Raw genomic sequence first — 25,000 nt, forward strand, 5'->3', positions numbered from 1 at the left:
AAACACCTCGCGTGCCCCTCCACCATGCTTCGCATGGTCCCCCTCCCCCAAGGGGGAGGATCGGCTGCTCCCCACTCCAAAGCCGTCACCCGCAGTCTGCGTGCAAAATCCCGATTGACCTCCGCCCGATTCGATATAAATATGATATCATCATTATATCGAATGATTCGGAGGGAAAGATGTTCGAAACAGGGACGCCGGCGCTGAACCGCAGCCGGGAAACGCGCGCCGCCACGCAAAGCGGCTATCTGATGCTATTCGTCTGGCTGGTGCTGCTCGGGGTCGCCGTCTGGGCCGCGATCACCAACGCCAACGCCGAGGTCATGACCGCCTGGAAATGGGTGGTCGTCGTCGTTGCGGGCGTCGTCGGCACGCTCATTCTCTGCGGTTTCTATCTCATCAATCCGAACGAAGCCGCGGCGATCCAGCTGTTCGGCGCCTATAAAGGTACCGACCGCGAAGAAGGGCTGCGCTGGGTGCTGCCCTGGCTGACGCGCAAGAAGATCGCCGTGCGCGCGAACAACGTCATTTCCGAAAAGATCAAGGTCAACGACGCACGCGGCAACCCGGTCGAGATGGCGGCGCAGGTCGTATGGCGCGTCACCGACACCGCGCAGGCACTTTTCGACGTCGACGATTACAAGGAGTTCGTCCTTGCGCAGATCGAGGCCGCGGTGCGCTCGATCGGCTCGCGCTATCCCTACGACGACATCGAGCATCAGGAAGTCACGCTACGCGGCAACCATGACGAGGTCGGGGAGGAACTGAGGAAAGCGCTGATCGAGCGGCTGAACGTCGCCGGAATCACGGTCGACGAATGCGGGCTCACCCACCTCGCCTATGCCCCCGAAATCGCCGGTGCGATGCTTCGCCGCCAGCAGGCCGAAGCGGTGATCGCGGCGCGCAAGAAGCTGGTCGAGGGCGCGGTGACGATGGTCGAAATGGCGCTTACGCACCTGTCGGAGAAGAATGTCGTCGACCTCGACGACGAGCGCAAGGCGGCGATGGTGTCGAACCTGATGGTCGTCCTCTGCGGCGAACGCGACACGCAGCCCGTCGTCAACACCGGTTCGCTCTACTGAGTTTGTCCAATGCCCGCGTCCGCCAGGAAAGCCTTCGCCCTCCGTCTCGACCCGGCGCTCTACGCCGCGGTCGAGCGGCTGGCCGCCGCCGAATTGCGCAGCGCCAACGCCGAGATCGAGATATTGCTGCGCGAGGCGCTGGGGCGGCGCGGCGTGAGCGTCAAGCAGTCGGAGGTCCCGAAGCGGGGCCGGCCGCCGAAAGAGGAGAAGTGACATGCTGCACCTGTTCATGCGCAAGGGTCCCTGGTTCCGCCAGAAAAACCGCGGCTACGGCACGGGCCTGCCGATCGCCTGGCAGGGGTGGGTGCTGATGGCGCTGCATGTCGCGTTGATCGCAGGGCTCGCCGTGCTGCTACGCGACCGGCCGGTGCCGATGACGATCGCGATCGTGCTGGCCGCGCTCGCGCCGATGCCGATCTATCGCGCCCGCACCGAAGGCGGCTGGCGCTGGCGCTAGCCCGCGTCAATTTTCTTGGCGATTGCTGTTGATAGCGCGCCGGGCCCGCTTGCTCCCGACTCGCTAGATGGTTAAGGCCGGTCCATGACCGGCTCCACCACCCCCGTCCGCATCGCCCCGTCGATCCTGAGCGCCGATTTCGCGAAGCTCGGCGAGGAAGTGCGCGCGATCGAGACGGCGGGGGCCGACTGGGTGCATATCGACGTGATGGACGGCCATTATGTGCCCAATCTGACGATCGGCCCGGCGGTGGTAAAGGCGCTGCGCCCGCATTCGACGCTGCCCTTCGACGTCCATTTGATGATCAGTCCCGTCGATCATTTCCTCGACGCCTTTGCCGCGGCGGGCGCCGACATCATCACCGTGCACCCCGAGGCGGGACCGCACATCCACCGCACCGTCCAGCACATCAAGTCGCTCGGCAAGCAGGCGGGCGTGTCATTGAACCCCGCAACCCCCGCGAAGATGCTCGACTATCTGATCGACGACATCGACCTCGTCCTGATCATGAGCGTCAATCCGGGCTTCGGCGGGCAGAGCTTTATTTCGAGCCAGCTTCGCAAGATCGAGGCGGTCCGGAAAATGATCGAGAAGTCGGGCCGCGACATCCGGCTCGAGGTCGACGGCGGCATCGACGCGGGCACCGCGCCGCTCGCCATATCGGCGGGCGCCGACGTGCTCGTTGCGGGCACCGCGACCTTCAAGGGCGGGCCAGAGGCTTATGCCGACAATATCCGGCGCTTGCGCGGGGCCTGACCAATGGAGGGGAGACCGCTGACTTCTGCCCCCGCCGACCCGCCGCTCGAATCCGGTGCCGACGCCGCGCCGCTCGACGATACGATCGAGCCCGGCAAGCGGCTGATCCGCCTGCCCGCCGACAAGGGGCTGTCGCTCGGCGACCGCGTCGCCAATGCGATCACGCGGCTGACCTGGCGCACGCCGCTCCACGCCTTCCGGCTGAAGGGGCGTTTTCCGCTCAAGCTGCTCGGCGTGCCGGCCGACCCGGTGCCGGGCGACACGCGCGCGGGCACCGCGATCCGCGCCGGCCATTTCCTGCACCGCGGGCTCAAGCTGCCGCTCGGCGAACTCGACTTCGCCGCGCTGACGGTCGCGCCGACCTTCGCCGATTATCTGCACAGCTTCGCGTGGCTGCGCGATCTGGCGGCGACGGGGACGCGCGCCGACGGCGCCCCGATCGCCGAAGCCGTCGTGCGCCACTGGCTCGGCACGCATGGCGAGACGGTGAGCGAACCCGCGTGGAAGGCCGACAATACGGCATGGCGTATCCTCTTCTGGGCCGCGCACGCGCCGCTGATCCTCTCGTCGAGCGACCTCGTCTATCGCTCGGCGGTGCTCAACCATCTCGCGCGCGCCGCGCGCCACCTCGACCGCGTCGCCGACAAGACGCGGCCGGGCACGGGGCAGATGGTCGCGTGGGTCGGCATCGTCGCCGCGTCGCTGCTGATGCCCGGCGGCGAGCCGCGGCAGGTCTTCGGCGAAGCGGGGCTGCGCAAGGTGCTCGAAACGAGCTTCTACGCCGACGGCGGCAATATCTCGCGCTCGCCGCAAGCACAGCTCGACGCGATCATGGCGCTGTCGATGCTTGCCAAAATATACGACATGCGCCGCATCGAGGTGCCGCCCTTTGTGCAAGAAGTGCTCGCGCGCGCGGTTCCCGCGCTGCTCGGCCTCGTCCATAGCGACGGCGGCATGGGCAGCTGGCAGGGCAGCGGCGCGACCTCCGCCGCCACCGTGCAGGCGATCGTCAATGCCAGCGGGGTGCGCACGCGGCCGCTGAAGCAGGCGCGCGACTGGGGCTACCAGCGGCTCGTCGCGAACAAGGTGGTGCTGCTCGCCGACGCGGCGCCTCCCCCCATTGCCCGCGTGACCGAGGCGGGCTGCGCCTCGACCCTCGCCTTCGAACTCAGCGATGGCGACGAGCGCATCGTCGTCAATTGCGGCGGCGCGGCGCTGACCGGCGCGACGATCCCCGCCGACCTCGCGCGCGGCCTTCGCACCACCGCGGCGCATTCGACGCTGACGCTGGGCGACGCCAATTCGACCGCGATCCTCGCCAACGGCTCGCTCGGCAAGGGGGTGACCGAGGTCGAGCTCGACCGGCGCGAGACGCCGCAGGGCAGCCGCGTCGAGATGAGCCACGACGGCTATGCGCGGCGCCATGGGCTGATCCACCGGCGCCTGCTGATCCTGTCGCCCAACGGGCGCGAGCTGCGCGGCGAGGACATGCTGCTCCCCGCCCCGCGCGCGCGGCGCAAGGGCGACAAGGGCTTCACCCTGCGCTTTCACCTCGGACGGAATATCTCGGCGAGCCTGACCGCCGACAAATTGGGCGCGCTGCTGCGCGTGGGCGGCGGGCCGCTATGGCAGTTCCGCACCTCCGAAGGCGCGCTCGAAATCGAGCAGAGCCTGTGGGTCGACGGCGAAGGCCGCCCGCACCCGACCGAACAGCTCGTCGTCACCGGCAATGCGCCTGCGGGCGGCGCGAGCGTGGGGTGGATCTTCAAGCATATCGGGTAGCTGCGATGGTGGCGGTAATCGGCCGGTAGTTACCATTGACCCTCCCTGTCGCGCAGGCATGGGGAGGTGTCAGCGCCCTTCGACTGCCTTGCAGGTGCTGAGGATAAACTGCGCCTTCGGCGCAGCGCTGACGGAGGGGCTCATGGCACGACCGTCGCGGCCCCTCCACCACCGCCTGCGGCGGCGGTCCCCCTCCCCATGGCTTCACCACAGGGAGGATATTTTTCCTTCGTCCCGCGGCCGGCGCCCAAGGGACTGAGCGCCGGCCGTCGGAACCTCAAAAGGCGTAGCGCGCCATCAGCTGGAAAACGGGGCCCGCCTTTTCGCTTTCGAGCTCATATTCGTCGAAATCGCGAGCCAGCTGGTCTTCGAGATTGTCGAACTTGTTGAACGCTTCGCGCTTCTTGCCGTTCAGCAGGTTCGATCCGACAGCGCGGATCGTGAAATTGCCGCCGATCCGCTTTTCAACGAAGATTTCGAGGTCGGCGCCATAGGTGGTGCGGATTTCCTCGCCGATCACGCGGTCATAGGCCGCGCCCTGCTTGCGGTGCGTCGCGCCGAACGCGACGCCCCAGCTCGGAACGTCCTGAATGAAACCGACGTTGTAGACATAATCCGACTGGCCATTGAAGCGGCGCTTGCCGAAGAAGTCGGTGATCTCGCTGTCGAGCCATGACACATTGCCGAAGATGCCGGTATTGGGCAGGCCGATGAAACCGAGGTCGGTCGACAGGTCGAATTCGACGCCATAAACCTTGCCGTCGCCGACATTCTGCGGCTGGTAAATGAAGGTGCCCTCGCCTTCCGACCCTTCTTCGCCCGTGTTCACCAGCTCGATGAGATTGGTGACGTCGCGGTAGAAGAAGTTGATGCCGGCGACGCCGGTGCGGCCGATGCGGCGTTCATAGCCGACATCGACGCCCCACGCCATTTCGGGCGCGAGGAACGGATTGCCGAGCAGGTCGCTGTCGCCGACTTCCTCTTCGAGCAATGCGGGCGAGATATAGTTGAAGTCGGGGCGGCGGTTGGTGCGCGCGACCGACGCGGTGATGCGGTCGCGCGGCGTCAGGTCGAACTTGATCGACGCCGACGGCAGCCATTTTTCATAATCATTGTCGACCGCCAGAATATCGTCGGGATCGCTGAAATCGACGATGTCGAGTTTCGTCGTTTCATAGCGGATACCCGCTTCCCATTTCAGCCCGCCCGATTTGCCCTGCACCAGCGCGAAACCGTCGAGACGCCGTTCCTCGATGCGGTTGAGGCCGCCGGTCGTGGGTTCGAGCGGATCGAACGGCGGGACGAGGTCGTCGGGATTGTCGATAAACTGATCGTAGCTCGATTCGAGCCCCGGAAATTCCTCTTCGCTATCGGCGTCGAGGATCGCGGTATTGCGCTTCTTCTTCTGATAATAGCCGCCGGCGACGAACTGGATGTCGTTGCCGAGCTCGATTTCATGGTCGAGCTTTACGGTGAATTCCTTGTCGACGATGTCGGTCGCGGTGAAGACCTGCTCGAACACCGGCACTTCGCCGTCGTCGAAATCGACGTCGAAATCGATCTCATTCTCGGTCTCGCGCTGCTTGTCGTCGAAGCGGGCGAAACCGACCTTCAGCGCGGTTTTGCCGAGCGTCCATTCGTGCGACAATTTGGCGTCGATGCTGTAATTTTCCTGATCGATCTCGTTCACATTGCTGTTGTCGCTGATCAGGTTGCCGGCGGGCAGCGGACCGGTGATCGCGGTCGGGTCGTCATATTCGAAGCTGCGCTCGGTTTCGGTGCGGTCGGTCCGGACATAAAAGCCCGAGATGCGGAAATCGGTGGTTTCACCGTCGATCTCATAGGTCGCGTTCGCCGAATAATCCTTGCCGTCGCGCGTGTCGATCTGATCCTCGCGATTGTCGAAATCGTCGACCGCGAAATCGGGATTGTTCTCGGGCGAATCGCCGTAACGGAGCGAGCTTTTCCGCTTGGGGTTGTGACGCCCCTGAAGATTGAGGCCGACGAGCAGGCGGCCGGGGCCGACCGCGCCGCCATAAACGAGGCCGAGGCTCGGTTCGAGTTCCTCATCGTCGAAATAGAGCGCGCCCGCGCGAACATAACCGCCGTCAAGTTCATAGCCGTCGCGAAGCTGGATGTTGATCGTGCCCGCGACCGCGTCGCCGGTGCGACGTGCCGACGACGAACGGACGATCTCGACCCGGTCGATCAGCTCGGCGGGGATGCGATCCATAAAGAAGCTGCGGTCGTTGTTCGTGCCGGGCACGCGCTCGCCGTTGATCAATATTTGCGTATAGCCGGGCGACAGGCCGCGGAGCCGCGCGCCGTCGCTTTCGATGACGTCCGACAGGAAGGTCACCGACGGCACGCGCTTCAGCGCGTCTCCTGCTGTCAGTGGCTCGAAACGCTGAAAAAACTCGCTGTCGTACGAAAGGACGGGCTCGGCCTCTTCGGTGCGGTTGCGGTAGCCGACGCTGCCGAGCACGACGATTTCCTGCGAGGTCGTGATCGGGCCGTCGCCGCGATCCTCTTCGGCGACCGGGATCGGCGCGTCCTGCGCGGCGGCGGGGGCGGCGGCCAGCGCCGCGGCAAGAGCGAAAGCGGCGGCGGAATGCAGGCTGAACGTGCGAATCATATCGTAGACCCCCTTGATGGTTGCCGGGCCTCTAGGGAGGTCATGTGACAGTTTGCCGCGTGTGATGTGACCAGTCGATGACAGTTAAGTGACGGAAATATTGTGGGATTGACGCGGCGGGACTTTACTGGAACGGGGCCGGGCGCACCGCGTGTCCGCGGTCGGGAAACAGGGGGAATCGTCATGGCCGCGACCGGCAACTGGAAGCTTTTGACCTCGCTCGTTTTTGCGTCCTCGCTCGCCGGCTGCGCAGCGGGCGCCCCGATGATCAGCGGCCTGCCGCCCGTGCCGGTCACCGCGAGCGGCGAGACGCAGCCCGTGGGCACCAACCGCGCCGACGCCGCCGACGATCCGGCGATCTGGATCGATCCCGCCAACCCCAACCGCGCGCTGATCGTCGCGACCGACAAGAAGGCGGGGCTGCACGTCTATGACCTGACCGGCAAGGACGTCGCCTTCACGCAGGCGGGCCTCGTCAACAATGTCGATGTCGCGGGCGACATCATCGTCGCGAGCGACCGCAACGACGGAGTGAACGCGCATCTCGCGGTGTTCCGCCTCGACGCGGAGGGGCCCGCGATCGTGCCGCTCGGCCGCGCCGCCGCAGGCACGGGCGAAGCCTATGGCCTCTGCCTCAAGAAAAGCGCGCCCGGGCAGCCGATCACCGCGGCGCTGATCGTCAAGGACGGCAGCGTGCGCGTCGGCACGCTCGCAATCGACGGCACACCGGGCTTCACCGTGCAGTGGGAGCATAAGATCGCGACCCAGTCCGAAGGCTGCGTCTTCGACGGCGACACGCTCTATGTCGGCGAGGAGGACGGCGGCATCTGGGAATTGAAGCCGAACGGCAACGCGGCGATCGCACGTTTGGTCGCGCCGGTCGACAATCGGCGCCTCGTCGCCGACGTCGAAGGCCTCGCGACGATCGACCACAAGGGCCGGCGCTATCTGATCGCGTCGAGCCAGGGCGATAACGCCTATGCGGTCTTCCGTCTGCCCGGCGTGGAGTATGTCGGGCGCTTCGCGGTCGCGGCGGGCGCGTTCGGCGCGACGAGCGAGACCGACGGGATCGAAGCGGTCGCGGGGAATTTCGGCCCGGCCTATCCCGATGGAATCTTTCTGGCGCAAGACGGCGACAACGGCGCGCTGGCGCAGAATTTCAAGCTGGTGCGCTGGGACCGGATTGCGGCGGCGCTGGGGCTTTAAAAACCGCCTCGCGGGGTTGCGATACGGGCGTCGCGCGCCTAGGGCGGCGGCGTCTTTCCCATCCCTGCAAAGGCCGCCTTCCCATGACCGACCTGATTCCCGTCCGCCGCGCCTTGCTGTCCGTCAGCGACAAGGCGGGGCTCGCCGAGCTTGCCGCCGCGCTCGTCCGCCACGGCGTCGGGCTGGTTTCGACCGGCGGCACCGCGAAAGCGCTGCGCGAAGCGGGCCATGAGGTTCTCGACGTGTCGGACCTCACCGGCTTTCCCGAGATGATGGACGGCCGCGTCAAGACTTTGCACCCGACGGTGCATGGCGGCATCCTCGCGGTGCGCGACGACGCGGCGCATGTCGCGTCGATGGAGGAGCATGGCATCGGCGCGATCGATCTGGTGGTGGTCAATCTCTACCCCTTCGCCGCGACGGTCGCGAAGGGTGCCGCGCGCGACGAGATCATCGAGAATATCGACATCGGCGGCCCCGCGATGGTGCGTTCGTCGGCGAAGAATCACGCCTTCGTCAATATCGTCACCGAGCCCGAGGATTATGCGGCGGTGATCGCCGAGATGGACGCGAACGGCGGCGCCACCACCCTCGCCCTTCGCAAGCGGCTCGCCGCGACCGCCTTTGCGCACACCGCGACCTATGACAGCATGATCGCGCAATGGTTCGCCTTTGCCGACCAGGGCAAGATGTTCCCCGACACGCTGCCGCTGACCGCCAAGCTCGCGAACGAGCTGCGCTATGGCGAGAATCCGCACCAGCAGGCAGCGCTCTACCTGCCCGCCGGCCCCGCCGCGCGCGGGATCGCGCAGGCCGAACAGGTGCAGGGCAAGGAACTCAGCTACAACAATATCAACGACGCCGACGCCGCGCTCGAACTCGTCGCCGAATTCCGCGAGGCGAACCCGACCTGCGTCATCGTCAAGCACGCCAACCCGTGCGGCGTCGCGACCGCCGCGACGATCGCCGAGGCCTATGACGCGGCGCTGAAGTGTGACGATGTGTCGGCGTTCGGCGGGATCATCGCGGTCAACCGCCCGCTCGACGGTGCGACCGCCGAGCTGATCAGCGGCATTTTCACCGAAGTCGTCTGCGCCCCCGACGCCGACGCCGACGCCCGCGCGGTGTTCGCGAAGAAGAAGAACCTTCGCCTGCTGCTGACGGGCGAGTTGCCCGATCCGGCGCGCGGCAGGCTGATGATGAAGACGATCGCCGGCGGCTGGCTCGCGCAGAGCCGCGACAATGGCCGAATTGGGGTGGGTGACCTCAAGGTCGTCACCGACCGTGCGCCGACCGAGGAAGAGCTGACCGACGCGCTGTTCGCGTGGACCGTCGCCAAGCATGTGAAGTCGAACGCGATCGTCTATGCCAAGGGCGGCTCGACCGCGGGCATCGGCGCGGGGCAAATGAACCGCCGCGACAGCGCGCGCATCGCCGCGGTGAAGGCGCGCGAAGCCGCCGAATCGCATGGCTGGGCCGAGGCCCGCACCGTCGGCAGCGCGGGCGCGAGCGACGCTTTCTTCCCCTTCGCCGACGGCCTGCTCGCCGCGGTCGAGGCGGGCGCGACCTGCGTGATCCAGCCGGGCGGCTCGATCCGCGACGACGAGGTGATCGCGGCGGCGAACGAAGCCGGGCTCGCGATGGTGTTCACCGGGATGCGGCACTTCCGCCACTGACGGAACGCCCGAGGCGCACCAGCCGCTCGGCTTCGCTTTTGCAGTCGTACCGCAATCCCGGCTCGCTGCAAAAGTCAGGCCAGCGGTCGTGGCGCCGCCAGAAATCGACCAGCCCGATCCGCGCCATCTTCGCAAAAAACTGCGGATCGCGCCGCAGCGGCGCGACCGACGGCCAATAGAGAAGCGACCATTGGCCGTCGGTCTTGCGGATCGGTGCGCGCGCCAGCCACGAGAGCGCTTTCGGCAGATCACCGAGCCGGGTGAAATGCGCGGCCATCGCATAGGCGGTCGACGGATAGCGCGCAAATTCGGCCTCGGCCGCCGCGTCCACCTCGCGCGAGTCGATCGACGGATCGGCAATTTGGCGCACGAGCAGCATGTCGAATTCGCGCCGCTCCTCGGCCGCCGCGACGCGATAGATTTCGGCCGCCTCGCTCCGGCCGAGTTCAACCGCAAGACGGCGGCGATGCTCCGCGAGGTCGGGATGCCCCGGCCAGATCGCTTCCACTTCGGCGAACCGCTCCATCGCATCGCGCATCTTCCCGGCGGCGGCATGGCGCCGGACCACCCCGAGCGCCTTGTAGATCGACGTCGGATCGGCCCGCGCGGCGCGTTCGGCGGGGGCGACGCCGGCTTGAACATAACCGGCCTGGAACAGACCCACCGCGTTCGTCATCAGCGCGGCCGGATATTCGGGGTCGATCGCCAGCGCGCGATCGAGCAGCGGCAGCCCTTCGACCATGAACAACTCGCCACCGCCCGTCTGCGACAGTGCCGTCAGCGCGGGGGCATTTTCGGGATCGATCGCCAGCGCGCGGCGTGCCGTGTCGATCACCTTTGCGCGCTCCACGCGCCATTTGGCGGGATCCATCTCGTGCGAGAGATGCTTGACGCGGACCTGCGCCAGCAATCCCAGCGTGTCGGGGTCCCCCGGCCAGCGCCGAACCAGCTCCTCCATCAGCCGGATGGCGCGGGGGGCATCGTAAGCCGTGTCAGCGTCGCAGATCGCAAAGATCAGCGATCGCCGGTCGGTATCGGCCGCGAGCAGGTCGTTCCGGCCGTTCAGCGTCAGTGCGCAATTGACCAGTCCGGCAACCGCGAGCGCGGTGCGTTCGCGCAGCCGGCTGAGATCGTCGGCGGGTGCCGCGAACCGGCTCGACCACAGGATCGACCCGTCCAGACTGTCGACGATCCGCGACTCGCTGACGAACTGCCTGCCGCCGCGCTCGATCGCGACGCGGACGACGAAATCGCCCGCGCGTCCCGCCACCTTTGTGTCGAGGACACGGACCGCGCCCCTCGACGCCTTGGCAAAGCGGGCGAAATCGCCGGCCAGCGCATCGGCAAAACGATCCTCGACCGGATCATTGCCGCGAAGTTCGATCGGTTCGACGCGGACCACCGGCGCATCGAATGCAGCGACCGCGGATCGCGACCGCGGCGCATCGGCGCCCGTCAGCGCGAGCGCCAGCGCGGCGAGGCCGAGGAACAGCGCGCGCTGCGGCGACAGTCTGGCGTCCGGATCGGCCGCCATCGCGGGCGTTGCGGTCGGGCGGGCGGCGGTGTGGGCGACCGGGTGAAGGTCGTCGGGCGGACAGGGTCGCGCCGACAGGTGTCGATACAGTTCGGCGGTTTCGACCGAAGGTTTGCCGTCGATTCCGCGAGCGAGCGCATCCTCGATCCGCTGCCAGGCGTGACGCACGCCGTCGCCGTCACCCGCCGCCCAGCGCGCGCTCATCACCAGCCGCGCCGCATGTTCGCTGCACGGATCGAAGCGCGTCACCTTGTCCGCTACTGCGAGCGCCCGTTCGACATCGCCCGCCTGCAGCCGCCTTTCCGCCATGGCGAGCACCTCGCGAACGATCGCTTCGCCCTGCCGCGCCCGCTCGACCGCGAGCCAGTCGTCCCACGCCTCGTCGATGCCGTCGAGATCGGCAAGCAACCCGACGTCGTGCGCGGGCAGCCGGGTCAGGACCACGGCGACGTCGTCCACCGCGCACGCGGCGTGCAGTAGCGAAATATCGTCGGCGACTTGCGTATGATCGATAGCGACGGTCTCGCGATCGGCGCGCAGCAGCGGCGGCGACGCACGCGTCCAGCATTTCAGTTCGACGAGGCATTGGCGCAGGCTGGCGTGCGCCTGCGCATCGGGACGGCGGCTCCAGAGAAGCGCGCTGAGCCGGTCGCGCGCGAGCGGCGCATCGGCAAGCGCGAGCCGCGCCAGAAGCGCACGCGCCTTGCGGCCGGTGGGAGAAAGATCGGCCGGCTCGACGGCGAAATCGCCGATCAGCCGCAAGATCGGTGTAGCGGCGAGGGCAGAGCGCTCGTTTTTGGCGCATGCAGAATTCACGGCGCGACCTCCTGAGTCGAGGGATGCGGCCGTATGTTTTCCCGAAGACGGAAATAGCATGTTTTTAACGAACCAACGAACAGTAAATTTCAACGTTATGGAATTTGACGCATTTTTAATACGGAATTGACGATCGCCTCACGTTGGCCAGCACGTACTCCCGCTACTTCCGTCGCATCCGCAGCTGCCTTTCGGCTGGGATCGAATGAAGGGAGTGATTCGATGCGTATCCTTATGGCTCTGCCCCTGTTCCTGCTCGGCGCGGCACCCGCATTTTCCCAACCGATCGTGGCGACCGCCCCCGCGGGCGAAGTCAAGGTAGTGAAAGTCGGCTATGGCGACCTCAACCTCGACAGCGAAAGCGGCCTGGCGCGTCTCGACAGCCGGCTGCGCGCCGCGGCGCGGTCGGTGTGCGACGTCCGGCCCGAATTTGAAAACACCGTGCGCGAAATGGCCACCAACCGTTGCTTCCGCAGCGCCCTGTCGCGGGGCCGCGATGTCGGCCGGGACATCATTGCCGCCGCGAAAGGCGGCGCGCCGATCGCCGTCGCCAGCGCGATCATGATCTCGCGCCCCTGATCCTTTCCGCGTCCCTCGCCGATGGCGCGGACGCGGGCGATGTCCCTTGCTCCCGTCACTGGCAGGAGCCGCGCCGGGGCCGTTCGCGGACGGTCCCGGCGTTTTCGGTTTGGGCACCGCAGGCTTCGGCTCGACTTTGCGGGACGCGGGCGGCATAGGGGGCGACCCCGCGCCGACAAGGACCCGCATGACCGCCACACCCCGCAACAAGTCCATGATCCAGAATCTCTACAACTGGACCATGGAGAAATCCGCGCATCCGCACGCTGAGGTCTGGCTGGCGCTGGTCTCCTTCATCGAAGCGAGCTTCTTTCCGATTCCGCCGCATCCGATGCTGGGGCTGATGTGCCTCGCCAATCCGCAAAAGGCGGTGCGCTATGCGATCATATGCACGCTCGCCTCGGTCGCGGGCGGGATGCTCGGCTATCTGATCGGCTTCTTCCTCTATGAAAGCGTCGGATTGGCGCTGCTCGGCGCGCTCGGGCTGACCGACGCCTTTCCGCCGGCCGCCTGCTATCTCCGCGAATATGGCGCCGAGATCATCCTGATCAAAGGCGCGACGCCGATCCCGTTCAAGCTGCTGACGATCACCGCCGGCTTCATCCACATGAGCTTCTGGACCTTCCTGTGGGCGAGCCTCGCCAGCCGGGCCTTTTCCTTCATGCTCGTCGGGATTTTGTTCCGGCTGTTCGGGGCGCCGATCAAGGCGTTCATCGACAAATATCTGATCTGGGTCACCGGCGCATTTCTGGTCGCGGTGGTCGCGGGCTTCCTCGCGATCGGCGCGCTGTCGGGCGACGGCGAGGCGAAGGCCGCCGACAAATGCAGCGGCGCGACGCTGGAAAGCATCGGGCTCGATCGGAAGTAGCCCTTTTCTCCCCTCCCGCTTGCGGGAGGGGATCAAACTACTCGTTCGCCGCCTGGTGCAGCCAGTCGGCGTGGCGCGGGGCCTTTTTCGTCTGGCTCCATTCCTCGAGCATCAGCGGCGCGACGCGCTTCAATTCGGCATATTGCTCGTCGGTGCCGATGTCGCACGCCAGTTCGACGCGGTGGCCGTTGGGGTCGAAGAAATAGATCGACTTGAAGATGCCGTGATGCGTCGGGCCGAGCACGTCGATGCCGTTCGCGGTCAGATGTTCCTTCGCGGCGACCAGCTCGTCATAGCTGCCCACCTTGAACGCGAGATGCTGGACCCATTTGGGCGTATTCTCGTCGCGGCCCATGTCGGGCTGGTTCGGCAGCTCGAAAAAGGCGAGGATGTTGCCGTTCCCCGCGTCGAGGAAGACGTGCATGTAGGGGTCGTACTCGCCGGTCGAGGGCACATGATCCTCGGCAAAAGCGGTCGTGTAGGTCATGCCGAGCATGCGCTCGTACCAGTCGACCGTCTCCTTCGCATCCCGGCAGCGATAGGCGGCGTGGTGGACGCCGCCCAATTTGATCGGGCTCGTCATTCGGCGGGTTCCTCGACATTGAGCGCGCCGCGGCGGATCTGGTCGAGTTCCATCGACTTGAAGAGCGCGGTGAAATTGCCCTCGCCGAAACCTTCGTCCTTCTTGCGCTGGATGAACTCGAAGAAGACGGGGCCGATCACGGTCTGGCCGAAGATCTGGAGCAGGAGGCGCGGGTCGCCCTCGGTCGTCGAACCGTCGAGCAGCAGGCCGCGCGATTTGAGTTCGTCGACGGGTTCGCCGTGGCCGGGCAGGCGCTCGGCGAGCAATTCGTAATAGGTTTCGGGCGGGGCCGGCGCGAAGGGGTTGCCATAGTCCTTGAGCTTGTCCCACGCGGCGTAGAGATCGTCGCAGGCAAAGGCGATGTGCTGGATACCCTCGCCATTATAGGCGCGCAGATATTCCTCGATCTGGCCGCCGCCGCCGGCGCCCTCTTCGTTCAGCGGAATGCGGATCTTGCCGTCGGGGGCGGTCATCGCCTTCGAGGTGAGGCCGGTATATTCGCCCTTGATGTCAAAATAGCGGATCTCGCGGAAGCCCGCGATGCGCTCGTAGAAAGCGGCCCAGTGCGCCATGCGGCCGCCGTAGACATTGTGCGTCAGGTGATCGATGACCTGCAGCCCCGCGCCGACCGGATGGCGGTCGACGCCTTCCTCATAGACGAAATCGATGTCGTAGATCGAAAGGTCGCCCTCCTCGTTTTTCCCTTCGTAGCGGTCGATGAGGTAGATGATCGAGCCGCCGATGCCGCGGATCGCGGGGAGGCGCAGTTCCATCGGGCCGGTCTTGACCTCGACCGGCTCGGCGCCGCGCTCGATCGCCTCGGCATAGGCTTTGGCGGCATCGCGCACGCGCCAACCCATGCCGCACGCCGACGGGCCATGCTCGGCGGCGAAATAGGCGGCGGGCGATTTGGGTTCGTAATTGGCGATCAGGTTGATCCCGCCCTGGCGCCACAGTTCGACCTGCTTCGAGCGGTGGCGCGCGATGCGGGTGAAGCCCATGCGTTCGAACACCGGTTCGAGAATGCCCTTTTCGGGCGCCGAAAATTCGACGAATTCGAAGCCGTCGAGACCCAGCGGATTTTCGAACAGGTCGGCCATTTTTGCATTCCCCATATAGTTTCAATTGAAACTAGTATGATGGAATGCGGGGCGGGAGTCAATGCTGGAGCACTCCCGTCACCCCGGCGAAGGCCGGGATCCCGACCTCGCATTGTCACGATCCGGCGAATCCCGGCCTTCGCCGGGATGACGTAATTGTGGGATTATGCCGCCGCTTCCTCGATCGCCTCGAGTGCCTCCATCCACGCCGCTTCGACGCGCTCCAGCTCGGCCGCGACCTTGCCGCGGCGCTGCGCGAGGTCACCCATCGTCAGCTTGGCCAGCGCGGGTTCGGCGCTCGCGGGGTCGAACATCGCGCGGTCGATCGCCGAGATTTGCCTGTTCAGTTTTTCGGCCTGCGCTTCGTGATCCTTGGCAGTCTTGCGCAGCGCCGCCTGCGCCTCGCGTGCTTTCGCGGCTTCCTGCCGCGCCGACTTCGCGTCCCTCGATTTCGCCGGCGCGCCCCTGACATCGTCGTTCGCCGCGCCCTTGCCCAAAATGAAGGCGACATAATCGTCCATGCTGCCGTCGAAGTCGCGCGCGGTGCCATTGTCGACAAGCACGAGCCGGTCGGCGGTGAGCTCGAGCATGTGGCGGTCGTGGCTGACGATCAGCACCGCGCCGTCGAAGCCGTTCAAGGCCTGCACCAGCGCCTCGCGCGCGTCGACGTCGAGGTGGTTGGTCGGCTCGTCGAGGATGAGGAGGTGCGGCGCGTCGCGCGTGATCAGCGCGAGCGCGAGCCGCGCGCGTTCGCCGCCCGACAGCTTGCCGACCTCGGTCGTCGCCTTGTTGCCGGTGAAGCCAAAGCGCCCGAGCTGCGCGCGCACCGCGCCCGGCGTCTTGCCCGCCATCACGCGCGTCATATGGCCGAGCGGCGTGTCGGCGCCGTCGAGTTCCTCGACCTGATATTGGGTGAAATAGCCGACGCGCATCTTGCCCGACGCCGCCATCGCGCCGTCCATCGGCGCGAGCTGCGCCGCGAGCAGGCGCGCGAGCGTGGTCTTGCCGTTGCCGTTGCGGCCGAGGAGCGCGATGCGATCGTCGGGATCGATGCGGAGGTTGAGGCGCGTCAGGATCGGCTCGCCCGGCGTATAGCCGACGCTGGCGAGGTCGAGCGTGATGAGCGGCGGCTTAAGCTCGTCGGGACTCGGGAAGTCGAAGACGAGGCTCGGATCCTCGGCGACCGCGGCGATCGGCTGCATCTTCGCGAGTTGCTTGGCGCGCGACTGCGCCTGTTTCGCGGTCGAGGCGCGCGCGCTGTTGCGCGCGACATAATCCTGCAGCTTGGCGCGCTGCGCATCCTGCGCGGCCTTGGCGGCGGCGAGCTGCGCGATGCGTTCGGCGCGCTGGCGCTCGAAATCATTATAGCCGCCGGGGTAGAGCGTGATCTTGCCGCCTTCGAGGTGAAGGATATGGTCGACGACATTGTTCAAAAGGTCGCGTTCGTGGCTGATCACGACGAGCTGCCCCGGATAGGCGCGGAGGAAGCTTTCGAGCCACATCGTCGCTTCGAGGTCGAGGTGGTTCGACGGCTCGTCGAGCAGCAAGAGGTCGGGGTTCGAGAAGAGCAGCGCCGCGAGCGCGACGCGCATCTTCCATCCGCCCGAAAAGCTGTCGAGCGGCTGGCCCTGCATCGCCTCGTCGAAGCCCAATCCGATGAGTATCCGCGCGGCGCGCGCGGGCGCGGCATAGGCGTCGATCGCGATCAGCCGTTCGTGGATGTCGCCGAGCTTGTGCGCGTCCTGCTCGACCTCCGACGCGGCGAGCAGCTCGGCGCGTTCGGTGTCGGCGGCGAGCACGGTTTCGAACGGCGTCGCGGTCCCGCTCGGCGCTTCCTGCGCGATATAGCCGACGCGCGTCTTGCGCGGCATTTCGATGCCGCCCTCGTCGGCTTCGAGCTGGCCGATCATCACCTTCATCAGCGTCGACTTGCCCGCGCCGTTGCGGCCGATCAGGCCCGTGCGGCTTTTGCCCGGCAGGCTGGCGCCCGCGCGGTCGAGGATGGTGCGCCCGCCGAGGCGCACGGTGAGGCCATTGATCGTCAGCATGCGCGCGCGCCTAGCATGTTCGGCGCCGTGGCCCAAGCCCGCGCTGGCATTCGCAGTGCATGTGCGGCAAAGACGGGACATGGCCGACCTCGCCCCCTTTCACATCGCCTTTCCGGTCGACGACCTCGACGCCGCGCGGCATTTTTATGGCACCGTACTCGGCTGCGCCGAGGGGCGGAGCGACGCCGACTGGATCGACTTCAACCTTTACGGCCACCAGATCGTCGCACACCGCGTCGACACGCCGCGCCCGCGGCCCGCGCATAATCCGGTCGACGGGCATGACGTGCCGGTGCCGCATTTCGGCGTCGTGCTGCCGCCCGCCGAATGGGAGGCGCTCGCCGAGCGGCTGAGGGCGGCGGGAACCGAATTCGTGATCGAACCGCACACGCGCTTTGCCGGCCAGCCGGGCGAGCAGTCGACGATGTTCTTCCACGATCCCGCGGGCAATGCGCTCGAATTCAAGGCGTTCGCCGATTTGAGCCTGCTTTTCGCCCGATAGCCAACGCCGCTGCGCCCTAGTGCGATGCCCCCATCGAGACCTGCTTGGGCAGCGGCGCGCACCACACCGAAATGGCGGCGATCACGAAGACGACGCCCGCCGCCAGGAACAGGTGGAGCACGCCGATGGTGGAGGCCTGCACCTCGACCATCCGTTCGATCGCGGCGCGCGCCTGTTCGAGCGTGAGCCCGGCACGCTGGAGCAGGTCCATCGCCCCCGCGGTATCGTTCATGCCCGACACGATTTCGGATCGCGCGACGCGGTTCTGGCTATCCCACGCGCTCGTCGCGACCGCGGTGCCGATCGCGCCCGAGAGGGTGCGCAGGAAGCTCATCAGCCCCGCCGCCGAGGTCTGGTCCTTTGCCGGCACGCTCGACAGCGCGAGCGCGGTCAGCCCGACGAAGAAAAAGGGCATGCCCATCCCTTGCAAGAGGTGCGGCAGCGCGAGCGTCCAATAATCGACGTCGGCGTTCCAGCTCGCGCGGAGGATCGAGACGAACGCCATCCACAGGATGCCGGCGCTGATCGAGATGCGGATGTCGATCTTGCCGATCAACCCGGCCGCGACGGGCGAGAGCAGCACGGCGAACACGCCGATCCACGCGACGATATAGCCCGTCTCGGTCGCGGTATAGCCCGCGACCTGCTGCAACCACAAAGGCGTCAGCACGACCTGTGAGAAGAAGGCGCCGAAACCCAGAGAGATCGCGATCGTCGCGAAGCTGAATCCGCGGAAACGGAAGACGCGCAGGTCGACGACGGGATTGGCGTCGGTGAGTTCCCAGATGACGAAGGCGGCGAAGGCGATCGCGGAGACGATCGCGAGCGTCACGATCCAGCTCGATTCGAACCAGTCATGCTCGCGCCCCGTGTCGAGCATCAACTGGAAGGCGCCGACCGAGAGGATGAGCAGGATCAGCCCGATCATGTCGATCCGCGCCTTGGCGCGCCTGGTCTCGAACGGCCGGAGCAGGCTCGCGACGCCGAAGAAGCAGATCGCGACGACGGGCAGATTGATGAAGAATATCCAGTGCCAGCTCCAATTGTCGCTGATCGTCCCGCCGAGAATCGGCCCGAGGATCGGCGCCGTCGTCGTCGTCATTGCCCAGATCGCGAGCGCGATACCCGCCTTTTCCCTGGGGAAGATGCGCAACAGCAGGATTTGCGACAGCGGCATCAGCGGACCGCCCGAAAGGCCCTGCAGGATGCGGAAGATAACGAGCGCGTCGAGGGTCTGCGATACCCCGCAGAGCAGCGAGAAGACGCCGAAACCGATGATCGAGAAGAGGAACCAGCGCACGGTGCCGAAACGCATCGCGAGCCAGCCGGTGAGCGGCACGCTGATCGCGTCGGCGACCGCATAGCTGGTGATCACCCATGTACCCTGCGTCGGCGACACCGCGAGCCCGCCCGCGATATGCGGCACCGACACATTGGCGATCGTCGTGTCGAGCACGACGACGAAATTGGCGAGCGCGAGCGCGAAGGCGGCGAGGAGCAGCCGCACCCCGCTGAGCGGTCGCGGCTCGGCAGGGATCGCGGATGCGGGAATGGCGGCGCTGGCCATGATGTCAGTTCCCGCGCGTGTCGATCGTAGCTTCCATCGACAGCCCGACGCGCAGCGGATGCTCTTTCAGCTGCTTCGGGTCGAGCGCGATGCGCACCGGCAGGCGCTGCACCACCTTCACCCAGTTGCCGGTGGCGTTCTGCGCGGGGATCAGCGAGAAGGCGGCGCCGGTGCCGCCGGCGATGCCGACCACCTTGCCGCGATAGACGACGTCGCCGCCATAATAGTCCGAGGTCAGCTCGACCGGCTGGCCGATCCGGATGTCGCCAAACTGGCTTTCCTTGAAATTGGCGTCGACATAAGCGGTCGCGACCGGAACGATGACCATGATCGGCGCGCCCGCGGCGATCCGTTGCCCCACCTGCACCTGCCGGTTGGTGACGATGCCGTCGACCGGCGCGCGCAGAACGGTGCGCGCAAGGTCGAGCTTCGCCTTTTCGAGCCGCGCTTCGGCAGCCGCCACATCGGGAGCGGTGTCGATCGTCGTCCCGCGTACCACCGCTTCGGCGGCGCCAAGGTCGCCGCTCGCCGATCCACGCGTCGCTTCGGCCGAGGCGATGCCCGCCGCCGCGAGGTCGCGCGCCGCGCTCGCCGAAGCCAGCGCCGCGCGCGCCGCGGTCAGTTCCTCGCCCGACACCGCGCCGGTGCCGGCAATGCTTTCGCGCCGCGCCAGTTCGGCGCGCGCGCGTTCGACCGTCGCATTGGCATCGCGCAGCCGCGCCCTGGCCTGTGCGATATCGGCGCCGCGCGCCGCAACGCGCGCGCGCGCCGCGTCGGCGTTCGCATCGGCCTGGCCGTAGCGCTGGCGCGCGAGGCGCAGCGCTGCCTCGGCATCGGCCACGGCGATGCGCTGGTCGGCGTCGTCGAGGATGACGAGGATGTCGCCCTTCTTCACCGCCTGCGTGCCGCTGACGCGGACTTCCTTCACCGGGCCCGCGATGAGCGCGGTGACCTGCGCCGAATCGGCGCCGACATAGGCATTGTCGGTGTGGACGCGCCCGGCCTGGGTGATGAAATACCAGAGCCCCCACAGGATCGCGATCGTCACGACGGCGAGCGCGAGGATGCGGAGCAGCTTCTTGCGCTTCGCGCCATTGGGTTGGCTGTCCGCGGTTTCGGGAGAGGTTTCGGGAGCGCCGGTTTCGGTCGCAGCCGTTTCGTCGGCCATCATTCGTCTCCTGTTGGATTGCTTGCCCGATAGCCGCCGCCAAGCGCACGGATCAGGGCGATGTCGAGGGAAAGCTGCCGCGCCTCGAGCTCGGCGACCGCGCGGTCGAGCGCGACCATGCTGTCCTCGGCGGTCAGTTGTTCGATCTGGTTGGAGAGGCCGGCGCGATAGCGCAGCCCGGCGAGTTTCGACGCTTCGGCGGCGGCGGCGAGCGCCTCGCGCCGCCCGGCGAGCTGGCGCGTCGTCGCGGCGCGGCTCGCGACGATGTCGGCGACATCGCGCAGCGCGCCGATCAGCGTGCGGTCATAGGTCGCGACCGCCGCGTCGTAATCGGCGCGCGCCCCGCGATAGCGGCCCTGCAATCGGCCGCCCTCGAAGATCGGCAGGCTGATCGCCGCGCCGCCATTGCCATATTCGGACCCCGAGCTGAACAGGTTCGAAAGGCCGAGCGATTGCAAGCCGACGAGCGCCGAGAGGCTGATATTGGGGTAGAAATCGGCGCGCGCGACGTCGATGCGCTTCCCCGCGGCTTCGGAGCGCAAGCGCGCCGCGACGATGTCGGGACGGCGGCCGATCAGGTCGATCCCCGCATTCGCAGGAAGGCCGAGCGCGGGTCGCGTCAGCCGCGGCCGGTCGATCGCACGCCCGCGATCGGGCCCGGCGCCGAGCAGCGCGGCGATCCGGTTGCGCGTCGTCGCGATCGCTTCCTCGAGCGCGACGACGTCGGCGCGCGACGAGGCGGCGCGGCTTTCGGCCTGCCGCTGGCTCGCCTGATTCTCGATCCCCGCGCGGGCGCGCTCGCCCGACAGGTTGGCGCTCGCGGTGCGGACGCGCACCGCCTCGTTCGCGACATCGAGCGCCTGATAATAGCCCGCGAGATCCACATAAGCGGCGGCGATCCCGGTCGTGAGCATCAGCCGCGCCTGCGCCGCATCGACGCGCGCGGCCTCGGCCTCCGACGTCGCTGCAGCGAGTGCGGCGCGGTTCTTGCCCCACAGGTCGAGATCGAAGCTGAAGGTCGCGGCGATGTGGCCGGTGTCCTGAATACCGTCGGGAACGAACTGGGGCGGAATGCCCATATTCTTGCTCTGCTGGACGCCGCCCGCGCTTGCCTCGGCACCGGCGCGCGGGAGTAGCGCCGCCCCCGCCTGTTGCGCCATGGCCTCGGCTGCACGCACGCGCGCCGCGGCGATCGCGACATCGGGCGAACCCGCGATCCCCTCGGTGATCAGCGCATCGAGCTCAGCATCGCCAAAGCTCTGCCACCAGCCTTCGACCGGCCATTCGCCGTTGGTTTCGGCGAAACTCGTCGCCGACTCGAACGACTCGGGCGCGGCCGCGACCGGTTTCGGGCCAAGGTCGGGAACGCTAGCGCAGCCGGCTAACAGGCTGAAAACAGCGGTTGTAACAAATAATGATCGGGGCATGGCTTCCAACGATACTAGCTGGTATCATGCGCAAATGGACTTCGGAGGATGCGTTGTCAATCGAAATGATACCAGATAGTACGCCTGCCCTCGACGACGCGGCCGCCGCGCGGCGCAAGGCGTTCGTCGACGCGGCGCGCGAGCTGTTCTTCGCGAACGGCTATGCGGGCACCACGATGTCGTCGATCGCGAGCAAGGTCGGCGGATCGAAGACGACGCTCTGGACCTATTTCCCGTCGAAGGAGGAACTGTTCGCGGCGGTGGTCGACGATATCGTCGCGCAATATGGCGATGCGCTCGCGATCGAGCTGCCGCTCGACGAGCCGGTGTCCGATGTCCTGCGCGTCTTCGGCAATTTGCTGATGACCAAGCTGACCGCGACGCCGATCCTGTCGCTCTTCCGCCTCGTCGTCGGCGAGGCCGAGCGCTTTCCGCACCTCGCCGAAACCTTCTACGAACGCGGCCCGCGCCGCGGAAAGGCGCGCGCGGCGGTGTGGGTCGGCGAAAAAATGGTGCGCGGCGAGCTGAGGATGGGCGACCCGATGCGCGCGGTGCAGCAATTCACAGGGCTTTGCCAGTCGGGCCTTTATCAGTTCGCGATGCTCAACCTGCCCGAAAGCCGCGACCTTGCGCGCCTGCAGGACGATGTCGATGCCGCGGTCGACGCCTTCTATCGCGCTTGGAAGCCCGACGTCTGAATTGCTCGATGGACCGTGCTGTGCAATAGGCGCCGCCCCGCGAGGGATCCCCATCATCACAGGAGCATGTCATGGACAAGGCGGCCGCGAGCGCGCTCGGCCTCGATTTCGGCACGACGAACAGCGTCGTCGCGCTGGCCGACGGACGCGGCGGGACCGAACTCGTCGAATTCGGCGAAGCGGGCGATGCGGTATTCCGCTCTGCGCTCTGCTTCTGGGAAGAGGAGCGCGGCTGGAATGGCATCGCGCACGAAGCGGGCCCGTGGGCGATCGACGAATATCTCCAGTCGCCGCTCGACAGCCGCTTCATCCAGTCGTTCAAGAGCGTTGCGGCAAGCCCGCTGTTCGAGCGCGCGATGATCTTCAACAAGCCCTTCCGTTTCGAGGATATGGGCCGGCTGTTCCTCCAGCGCCTTGTCGCGCATGCCGGGGGAGCGCTCGACGAGCGGCCGCGGCGGATCGTCGTCGGGCGCCCGGTCGAATATGCGGGCGCGCGGCCCGATCCCGAGCTCGCGCGCCAGCGTTACGACGCGATGCTCGCGGCGTTCGGTACCGAAATCTTCTATGTTCACGAGCCGCTCGGCGCCGCGCACAGCTATGCCTCGCGGCTGACCCAGCCCGCGACGATCCTCGTCGCCGATTTCGGCGGCGGCACCACCGACTTCTCGATCGTGCGCGTGGCGGAGCCGGGGAGCCCGCGCCGCTGCGTGCCGCTCGCCTCGTCGGGGATCGGGATCGCCGGCGACCGCTTCGATTATCGCATCGTCGACCGGCTCGTGTTGCCTTTGCTCGGCAAGGGCAGCCATTATCGGTCGTTCGACAAGATTCTCGAGATCCCCGGCGGCTATTTCGCCGATTTCGGCGACTGGTCGCGGCTCGCGATGATGCGCAACCGGCGGACGCTCGACGAAATCCGCCGCCTGCAACGCGACGCCGAGCGCCCCGATCTGATCGGCCGGATGATCGCGCTGACCGAGCATGAGCAGGGTTTCCCGCTCTACGACGCGGTCGGCAAGCTCAAGCGCGCGCTGTCGAGCAGCGAGCACGCCGAATTTCATTTCGCCGGCGGCGGGATCGAGATTGGCGCCGACGTCCGCCGCGCCGATTTCGAGCGATGGATTGCCGACGACCTAACGCGGATCGAAGCCGCGATGGACCGGGCGCTGGTGCGCGCGGCGGTGTCGTCCGATGCGATCGACCGCGTCTTTCTGACGGGAGGATCGTCGCTGATCCCCGCGATCCGCGCGTTGTTCGAACGTCGCTTCGGCGAAGAACGCATCGCCACCGGCGGCGAACTCACCTCGATCGCGCATGGCCTTGCGCTGATCGGAGAGGAATCCGACCCCGCCGAATGGGCCGCCTGACGCGGATCATCCCGCCGGTCAAACACGCCGCCTCCGGACGCAAAAAAGCCCGCTATCCCATGAGGAAAGCGGGCTTTTTGATGGTTGCGGGAGTAGGATTTGAACCTACGACCTTCAGGTTATGAGCCTGACGAGCTACCGGGCTGCTCCATCCCGCGTCAACCAATCGCGATCGCCCAAGGCGATCGCCGAAACAGCAAAAGGCCGGCATCGCTGCCGGCCTCTAACTTTGTGAATGGGTTTCCGTTTCGACCTTACGCCGGCCACAATGCCTGGCGACGTCCTACTCTTCCGGGGCTTAAGCCACAGTACCATCGGCGCTGTCAGGTTTCACGGCCGAGTTCGAGATGGGATCGGGTGGGTCACTGACGCCATGGTCACCAAGCAATGAAGCCGGCGTAGGTCAAAAGGGTTTCAATCGATGTCCGTGCAATACTGTCTGATCAATCATCCGTCATTTACGGACAAACCGGTCAGGCTTGTCGTTGATGGCGGGACTCTTAAGTGCGAATAGAGCAATTAGTATCGGTTAGCTCCACGCGTTACCGCGCTTCTACATCCGATCTATCAACGTGGTGGTCTTCCACGGCTCTAAGAAATCTTATCTTGAGGGAGGCTTCCCGCTTAGATGCTTTCAGCGGTTATCCCGTCCATACATAGCTACCCTGCTGCGCGGCTGGCGCCACGACAGGTACACCAGAGGTATGTTCAACCCGGTCCTCTCGTACTAGGGTCAACTCCTCTCAAATTTCGACGCCCACGGCAGATAGGGACCAAACTGTCTCACGACGTTCTGAACCCAGCTCACGTACCACTTTAATTGGCGAACAGCCAAACCCTTGGGACCTGCTCCAGCCCCAGGATGTGATGAGCCGACATCGAGGTGCCAAACGATTCCGTCGATATGAGCTCTTGGGAATCATCAGCCTGTTATCCCCGGCGTACCTTTTATCCGTTGAGCGATGGCCCTTCCACTCGGGACCACCGGATCACTATGACCGACTTTCGTCTCTGCTCGACTCGTCAGTCTCGCAGTCAGGCAGGCTTATGCCATTGCACTCTAACAGACGGTTTCCAACCGTCCTGAGCCTACCATCGCGCGCCTCCGTTACTCTTTAGGAGGCGACCGCCCCAGTCAAACTACCCGCCACA

General features: G+C 66.3%; 20 protein-coding genes, 1 tRNA gene and 2 rRNA genes (1 of these 23 cut by a window edge). 12 read left to right on the top strand and 11 right to left on the bottom strand.

Annotated elements, in window-relative coordinates; genetic code table 11:
- The first annotated feature begins 179 nt into the window (after nucleotides 1–179).
- From FG95_RS13905 to FG95_RS13925, 5 genes are all read left to right on the top strand, one after another.
- Nucleotides 180–1,082: an SPFH domain-containing protein gene (locus FG95_RS13905; protein ID WP_037556675.1), complete on the top strand. Its 903-nt coding sequence runs from the start codon at nucleotides 180–182 to the stop codon at nucleotides 1,080–1,082.
- A 9-nt stretch (nucleotides 1,083–1,091) separates the two neighbouring features.
- Nucleotides 1,092–1,295, top strand: coding sequence for a hypothetical protein (locus FG95_RS13910; protein WP_037556677.1), 204 nt, complete (start codon nucleotides 1,092–1,094; stop codon nucleotides 1,293–1,295).
- Nucleotide 1,296: 1 nt separating this feature from the next.
- Entirely contained in the window at nucleotides 1,297–1,539 is a 243-nt protein-coding gene (locus FG95_RS13915; RefSeq protein ID WP_037556678.1) for a hypothetical protein, read from the top strand.
- Between the two features lie 84 nt (nucleotides 1,540–1,623).
- Nucleotides 1,624–2,295, top strand: coding sequence for a ribulose-phosphate 3-epimerase (gene rpe / locus FG95_RS13920; RefSeq protein WP_037556680.1), 672 nt, complete (start codon nucleotides 1,624–1,626; stop codon nucleotides 2,293–2,295).
- Between the two features lie 3 nt (nucleotides 2,296–2,298).
- Nucleotides 2,299–4,077, top strand: a complete 1,779-nt coding sequence (locus FG95_RS13925; protein WP_037556681.1) for a heparinase II/III family protein — start codon at nucleotides 2,299–2,301, stop codon at nucleotides 4,075–4,077.
- A gap of 277 nt (nucleotides 4,078–4,354) precedes the next feature.
- Here the strand turns inward: FG95_RS13925 and FG95_RS13930 are convergent, their stop codons facing one another.
- On the bottom strand, nucleotides 4,355–6,712 hold the full coding sequence (locus FG95_RS13930; RefSeq protein WP_037556683.1) for a TonB-dependent receptor plug domain-containing protein: 2,358 nt from the start codon (nucleotides 6,710–6,712) through the stop codon (nucleotides 4,355–4,357).
- A gap of 183 nt (nucleotides 6,713–6,895) precedes the next feature.
- On the opposite strand from FG95_RS13930, the gene FG95_RS13935 reads away from it, so the two are divergent.
- Entirely contained in the window at nucleotides 6,896–7,918 is a 1,023-nt protein-coding gene (locus tag FG95_RS13935) for a phytase (RefSeq protein WP_037556684.1), read from the top strand.
- Nucleotides 7,919–8,001: 83 nt separating this feature from the next.
- Entirely contained in the window at nucleotides 8,002–9,594 is a 1,593-nt protein-coding gene (purH, locus tag FG95_RS13940) for a bifunctional phosphoribosylaminoimidazolecarboxamide formyltransferase/IMP cyclohydrolase (protein WP_037556685.1), read from the top strand.
- Here purH and FG95_RS13945 read toward each other — a convergent pair.
- Complete coding sequence (locus FG95_RS13945; protein WP_161786560.1) at nucleotides 9,566–11,944, bottom strand: BTAD domain-containing putative transcriptional regulator; 2,379 nt, start codon at nucleotides 11,942–11,944, stop codon at nucleotides 9,566–9,568. The genes purH and FG95_RS13945 overlap by 29 nt on opposite strands.
- 222 nt (nucleotides 11,945–12,166) lie before the next feature.
- Here FG95_RS13945 and FG95_RS13950 point away from each other — a divergent pair, with 222 nt between their 5' ends.
- Together FG95_RS13950 and FG95_RS13955 are read left to right on the top strand one after the other, a co-directional pair.
- The gene (locus FG95_RS13950; protein ID WP_081933162.1) at nucleotides 12,167–12,523 is read left to right on the top strand and encodes a UrcA family protein; all 357 of its coding nucleotides are present in this window, start codon (nucleotides 12,167–12,169) and stop codon (nucleotides 12,521–12,523) included.
- A gap of 214 nt (nucleotides 12,524–12,737) precedes the next feature.
- Nucleotides 12,738–13,391, top strand: coding sequence for a YqaA family protein (locus FG95_RS13955; protein WP_037556699.1), 654 nt, complete (start codon nucleotides 12,738–12,740; stop codon nucleotides 13,389–13,391).
- Between the two features lie 37 nt (nucleotides 13,392–13,428).
- Here FG95_RS13955 and FG95_RS13960 read toward each other — a convergent pair whose 3' ends face one another.
- The 3 genes from FG95_RS13960 to FG95_RS13970 form a co-directional block, all read right to left on the bottom strand.
- Nucleotides 13,429–13,974, bottom strand: a complete 546-nt coding sequence (locus FG95_RS13960; RefSeq protein WP_037556688.1) for a VOC family protein — start codon at nucleotides 13,972–13,974, stop codon at nucleotides 13,429–13,431.
- Nucleotides 13,971–15,074, bottom strand: coding sequence for a 4-hydroxyphenylpyruvate dioxygenase (gene hppD, locus FG95_RS13965; protein ID WP_037556689.1), 1,104 nt, complete (start codon nucleotides 15,072–15,074; stop codon nucleotides 13,971–13,973). Before hppD ends, FG95_RS13960 begins: the two co-directional genes overlap by 4 nt.
- A 164-nt stretch (nucleotides 15,075–15,238) precedes the next feature.
- The gene (locus FG95_RS13970) at nucleotides 15,239–17,122 is read right to left on the bottom strand and encodes an ABC-F family ATP-binding cassette domain-containing protein (protein ID WP_037556690.1); all 1,884 of its coding nucleotides are present in this window, start codon (nucleotides 17,120–17,122) and stop codon (nucleotides 15,239–15,241) included.
- 79 nt (nucleotides 17,123–17,201) lie between these two features.
- On the opposite strand from FG95_RS13970, the gene FG95_RS13975 reads away from it, so the two are divergent.
- Nucleotides 17,202–17,624 carry a VOC family protein gene (locus FG95_RS13975; RefSeq protein ID WP_037556691.1) on the top strand — a complete coding sequence of 141 codons (423 nt, stop codon included), beginning with the start codon at nucleotides 17,202–17,204 and terminating at the stop codon, nucleotides 17,622–17,624.
- Between the two features lie 16 nt (nucleotides 17,625–17,640).
- On the opposite strand, the gene FG95_RS13980 is transcribed toward FG95_RS13975, so the two are convergent.
- The 3 genes from FG95_RS13980 to FG95_RS13990 are packed head-to-tail and all read right to left on the bottom strand — an operon-like array spanning nucleotide 17,641 to nucleotide 21,786.
- The gene (locus tag FG95_RS13980) at nucleotides 17,641–19,191 is read right to left on the bottom strand and encodes a DHA2 family efflux MFS transporter permease subunit (RefSeq protein ID WP_037556692.1); all 1,551 of its coding nucleotides are present in this window, start codon (nucleotides 19,189–19,191) and stop codon (nucleotides 17,641–17,643) included.
- A 4-nt stretch (nucleotides 19,192–19,195) separates the two neighbouring features.
- Entirely contained in the window at nucleotides 19,196–20,362 is a 1,167-nt protein-coding gene (locus FG95_RS13985) for an HlyD family secretion protein (RefSeq protein ID WP_152567656.1), read from the bottom strand.
- Nucleotides 20,359–21,786 (bottom strand): efflux transporter outer membrane subunit, encoded by a 1,428-nt coding sequence (locus tag FG95_RS13990; RefSeq protein WP_037556694.1) that lies wholly within the window; start codon nucleotides 21,784–21,786, stop codon nucleotides 20,359–20,361. The genes FG95_RS13985 and FG95_RS13990 overlap by 4 nt, the downstream gene beginning before the upstream one ends.
- Before the next feature lie 65 nt (nucleotides 21,787–21,851).
- On the opposite strand from FG95_RS13990, the gene FG95_RS13995 reads away from it, so the two are divergent.
- Together FG95_RS13995 and FG95_RS14000 are read left to right on the top strand one after the other, a co-directional pair.
- Nucleotides 21,852–22,484 carry a TetR/AcrR family transcriptional regulator gene (locus FG95_RS13995; protein WP_235211566.1) on the top strand — a complete coding sequence of 211 codons (633 nt, stop codon included), beginning with the start codon at nucleotides 21,852–21,854 and terminating at the stop codon, nucleotides 22,482–22,484.
- Nucleotides 22,485–22,555: 71 nt separating this feature from the next.
- The gene (locus FG95_RS14000) at nucleotides 22,556–23,848 is read left to right on the top strand and encodes an Hsp70 family protein (protein WP_037556695.1); all 1,293 of its coding nucleotides are present in this window, start codon (nucleotides 22,556–22,558) and stop codon (nucleotides 23,846–23,848) included.
- 81 nt (nucleotides 23,849–23,929) lie between these two features.
- Here the strand turns inward: FG95_RS14000 and FG95_RS14005 are convergent.
- The 3 genes from FG95_RS14005 to FG95_RS14015 form a co-directional block, all read right to left on the bottom strand.
- A tRNA-Met gene (locus tag FG95_RS14005) sits at nucleotides 23,930–24,006 on the bottom strand.
- Between the two features lie 112 nt (nucleotides 24,007–24,118).
- A 5S ribosomal RNA gene (gene rrf / locus FG95_RS14010) occupies nucleotides 24,119–24,233 on the bottom strand.
- 115 nt (nucleotides 24,234–24,348) lie between these two features.
- Nucleotides 24,349–25,000 (bottom strand): 23S ribosomal RNA (locus tag FG95_RS14015); it runs 2,139 nt beyond the window's last position.

The organism is Sphingopyxis sp. LC363, from assembly GCF_000756385.1.
Taxonomy (GTDB): domain Bacteria; phylum Pseudomonadota; class Alphaproteobacteria; order Sphingomonadales; family Sphingomonadaceae; genus Sphingopyxis.